The 4,776-nt window shown below is 67.2% G+C and carries 2 protein-coding genes; both read left to right on the top strand.

Annotation, left to right across the window (positions count from 1 at the left end):
• Positions 1-94 precede the first annotated feature (94 nt).
• Entirely contained in the window at positions 95-3,214 is a 3,120-nt protein-coding gene (locus JWR98_RS28540) for a non-ribosomal peptide synthetase (protein WP_341870887.1), read from the top strand.
• A gap of 48 nt (positions 3,215-3,262) precedes the next feature.
• Positions 3,263-4,776: condensation domain-containing protein (locus tag JWR98_RS28535; protein ID WP_225908891.1), on the top strand; the 1,514-nt coding region annotated here is incomplete at its 3' end.

Below are 4,776 nucleotides of genomic sequence, written 5' to 3'. Positions count from 1 at the left end.
GTGTTTGACAGCCGCCGCCGAAGGCAGCGTCGAACGCACTGGCCTCCCTGTTTAAGGACATCCCCGATCGAACGATCTGAGCCTTGATTTGACCGTGCAACACACCCTGGCCTTGAGCCCCGAGCAGCGCGCCTGTCTGCTCGGCCACGACCCTGCGCGCCCCGATGCGGGCAGCTACCGTCTGCGCCTCGCGATGACGGCGGCCGATGCGGCGGCGGACCTCCCCGCGGCGCTGCAACGCTACGCGGCAAGCCAGCCGATCCTCGCCGCGCGCTGGCTGCAAGTCGCCGGTTTCCGGGGCTGGCGCCAGGCCTTGCCGAATCAGGGCGGCGCGGTGCGTTGGGTGGAGCTGGACAGCACGGCGCCCGCCATAACGCTGGGCGAAGACGAAGTGCTGGCGGTCAGCCGCCGAACGCTGGCGGACGGCGCGGTCGAAGTGGAATTCGTGGCTGCCGCACTGGCCCTGGACTCACCGAGCCTGGAACGCCTGGCCGCCGATGTGCTGGCCTTGGCAGGCGGTGACACGCCGCTGTCCAGCGATGTGGGCTATGAACACTACGTGCAATGGCGTCAGGACATGGCTGCCGACGAAGATGCCGCCCAAGGCCGTGCCTATTGGCAGCACGCCCAGGTCGACCCCGCCCAGGGCGCCGCCCTGCAGCTGGGCCTGCGCGGCAACCCGGCGACGGCTCAGGCCGAGCGCCTGAACGTGCGGCGCCAACTGTCGGGGTCACAACTGCGCGGCGCCCAGGCCTTGGCGGATGGCCTCGGCCAACCCTTGGATTTCGTATTGCAAGGTCTGTGGTGGGCGCTGTTGGGGCGCGTCAGCGACCAGCCGAGTTTCGTTGGCGGTTGGCTGCACGATTGCCGTGGCGACTATGACCACTTCGAACACACCTTGGGCGTGTTCGAGAAAATCCTGCCATTGCGCGTCGATCTGGACCCGGCGTGCCGTTTCGCCGACTGGTTGCAACAGGCCGAAGGTCGCCTGGGCGATCATCTCGGCTGGCAGGAATACTGCCCCATCGAGGCGCCGACCAGCACCGCGCCGCTGCTGGCGGGGTTCGTCTTTGAGCAGGCACGCCTCGCGCCGGGCCAGGTGCTTGCCTACCCCAACCGACCGGCCTTTGAATTGCTGCTGCACGTACGTGCGTGGGGCGAAACCCTGCACCTGAACCTTGAAGCCAACGGCGCTGCCTACAGCGCCGCGGGCCTTGAGGTGCTGCTCGAACAATTGTGCACGCTGGTGGTAACCCTGCCGGCCGACGGCCATATTGCCCTGGCCGACCTGGAGCCAATTGGCGCAGGCGAGCGCGAACGCTTGTTGGCGCTCGCCCCAAGTCATCCGGTATCGAACGGTGAATGGCTGCCGCAACTGCTGGCCCGGCATGCCCGGCAGACGCCTCATGCCATGGCCCTCAGTGATGGTCGACAGCGCCTCGATTACGCCACGCTGCAGCAGAAAGTCACGCGCATGGCCGGTTGGTTGCAGGGCCAGGGTGTCGGCGTTGGGCAGTGCGTGGCCATCGAGAGCGAGCGCTCGCTGCAAGGCGTGCTGCAGGTCCTCGCTGTCCTCAGCGCCGGCGCTTATTACTTGCCGCTGGAGCCGGCCTGGCCGGACGAACGTCGTCATGACCTGTTGACCCGCGCCGCGCCCGCCCTGGTGCTGTGCGACCCCGCCTCAAGCAGCGCCCAAGGTCCATGGCCGAGCGCCAGCCTGGAACAAGCGCAAAACGATGCCGAACTGCCGTTCGTGCCGCCGACGCTCAGCGACCATCAGCTGGCCTATCTGTTGTATACCTCCGGCTCCACCGGCGTGCCCAAAGGCGTGCTCATCGAGCATGGCGCACTACGCAACTATGCGCAGGCGGCCTGCACGGCGCTGGGCCTGGAGCCTGGCATGCGTCTGGCGCTGACCAGCCCTTTGACCGTCGATCTGGGCCACACCTTGCTGTTCGGCGCCTGGCAGGTTGGCGCCGAACTGGTGATCGCGGCCCAGGACGATCTCGCCGATGGTGCGGCGTTCAGGCGTTTCCTGCTCCGGGAGCGTCCGGACGTGGCGAAGTTCGTACCGTCGCACCTGGCGGCCTTGCTCGAAGGCGACGCGCCCCTGTTGCCCGGCACCCTGATTCTCGGCGGCGAAGCCACGCCGCGCCGGCTGGTTGAGCAACTGTTCGCCCAGGCGCCGACGTTGCGCCTGTTCAACCACTACGGCCCCACCGAAACGAGCGTCGGCGTGCTGTTTCATCCGCTACGCGCCGACGCGCCGGACCGCGACGACCGAGTGCCGCTGAGCCGCGTCCTCGCCGGCAACCGCGTGTACCTGCTCGACGAGCACCTGCGCCTGGTGCCCACCGGCGCCTTGGGCGAGTTGTACATTGGCGGCGCGCAGCTGTGCCGTGGCTACTTGGGTGAGTCCAACGCCGAGCGCTTCGTAGACGACCCCTTCATGCCGGGCCAGCGCCTTTATCGCTCAGGCGATCTGGGCCGGTACCGCGCCGAGGGTGGCCTGCAATTGGTCGGCCGCCAGGACCATCAGGTCAAGTTGCGCGGTCAGCGCATCGAGCTGGGTGAAGTGGAGGCAGCCTTGTTGACCTTGCCTGGGGTTGACCAGGCTGTGGCGCGGCTGTGGGCCCCCAGTGAAGGGGCGGCCAGCCTGATCGCCTACGTGGTCCTCGCCCAAGGCGTTGCCGACGACGCCTTGCCACCGTTGTCGACGGCCCTGGCCGAGCGCCTGCCCGACGCGTCGTGCCCGACACGCCTGCTGGTCTTGCCGAGTCTGCCGCGTCTGTCCAATGGCAAGGTCGATCGCCATGCCTTGCCCGATCCGGGTCAGCTGGCGCGTCGTCAACCCGCGCGTGCACCGACCAGTGAGCTGGAAGCCAGCCTGCGTGATGCCATGGCCGAACTGCTGGGCTGTCCGCCGGCCGCCTTGGGCGTGGATGACGATTTCTTTGATGCCGGTGGCCACTCGCTGCTGGTGATCAAGCTGTTGGCGCGCTTGCGCACGATGTTCAAGCTCGAAGTCTCGCCGGGCGTGGTCTTTGATCACCCCAGCGCGGCCGCGCTGGCTGTGGCGCTTGGCGAACTGGCCGACCCGGCGCGCCTGGAAAAAGTCGCCCGCCTGCGCCGCGAGCTGGACAGCCTCAGCGATCAGGAGCGCGCCGAGTTGCTCGCCAAGGCCCGCGCCGCCAAGGGCCTGGCGGCCCACTGACAATGGGCCGGCGGATGCCGGCCCCCTTTATTCCGGATTGGATTGACCATGACCGATATCGACCGCGATGAACTGCTTGCCCTGCTACTTGATGATGAAGCGCCAGCCGCACCCACCGGGCCGGGCCGACGCACCGAGAATGGGCCGGCGCCGCTGTCGTTCGCCCAGCGTCGCTTGTGGTTTCTTCAACAATACGAAGTGGACAGCCCGGCCTATAACTCGGCACGGGCGCTACGCATTCATGGCCGGCCGGATGTCGCCGCATTGCAGGCCGCCTTGTGCCGGCTGATCGAACGCCACGCCAGCCTGCGCACGCGCTTCGTGCTGGTCGATGACCGGCCGATGCAGGTGATCGAACCCCGTGTGGATTTCCACCTCGAATGCGTGGACCTGCCCGCCGACGCCAACCTGGAAGCCGAACTGCGCCATCGCGTCGCCGTGCCGTTCGACCTCGGCCAGGCGCCGCTGCTGCGTGCCAGCCTGTTGTGCGACGAAGACGGGGCGGTGTTGCTGCTGTGCCTGCACCATATCGTCGCCGACGCCTGGTCGAACCCGCTGCTGATCGCGGACCTGGGCCAGGCCTATGCCGCCGCATTGGCCGGCAACGACCGCGCCTTGCCGAGCCTGCCCCTGGATTACGCCGACTACGCGACCTGGCAGCACCAGCGCTTTGCCGGCGAGGGGGCCGCCGAAGGCCAGGCGTATTGGCGCGAATATCTGGGCCAGGACGTGCCGGTGCTGGAACTGCCCACCGATCGCCCACGCAGCGCCGTGCCACGTCTGGACGCCGCGCGCCACGATATTCGTGTGCCGGCTGCGACTGCCCAGGCCGTGCGTGAATTCTGCCGCCAGCAGCATTGCTCGCCCTTTGTGCTGTTGCTGGGCGCCTGGCAAGTGTTGCTGGCGCGCTACAGCGGTCAACTCGACTTCGCCGTCGGTGTGCCCAACGCTGCACGCAGTCATACCCAGGTGCAGGACATCGTCGGTTTCTTCGTCAACACCCAGGTGTACCGCGCCCGACTCGAGCGACAGCTGACCACCCGACACCTGTGTGCCCGTCTGCGCGATGAAAGCCGCATTGCACTCGAACAGGCGGAGTTCCCGTTCGAGTGTGTGCTGGACGGCTTGAACCTGACCCGCGACCTGCATCACACCGCGCTGTTCCAAGTGCTGTTCAATTTCCGCCATTCCCGGGACGCCCAGGCCTTGCACCTGCCGGGGTTGAACGTGCAGGTTCTGGACATCGAGCTGGAAAGCGCGCGCTTCGACCTGAGCCTGGACGTCATCGCCAGCCCCGACGGTATTGATTGCCGGTTGGAATACGTCACCGCGCTGTATGACGCCGCGACGATCGACCGACTGGGTCAGCACCTGTGCCAGTTATTGCAAGGCATGGTCGCCGCGCCCGACAGTGCAGTGTTCAGCCTGCCGCTGATGGGCGTGGCCGAGCGGCAACAATTGAGCGCCTGGAACGCCACCGAGGAAAACTACCCTTCGTACGCGAACCTGCCAGCGTTGATCGCTGAACAGGTACGCGCCACGCCTGACGCCTTGGCGCTGGT

The sequence above is a fragment of the Pseudomonas lactucae genome (assembly GCF_016937615.1).
Lineage (GTDB): Bacteria > Pseudomonadota > Gammaproteobacteria > Pseudomonadales > Pseudomonadaceae > Aquipseudomonas > Aquipseudomonas lactucae.
This window is presented reverse-complemented; position numbering and strand designations above follow the sequence as displayed.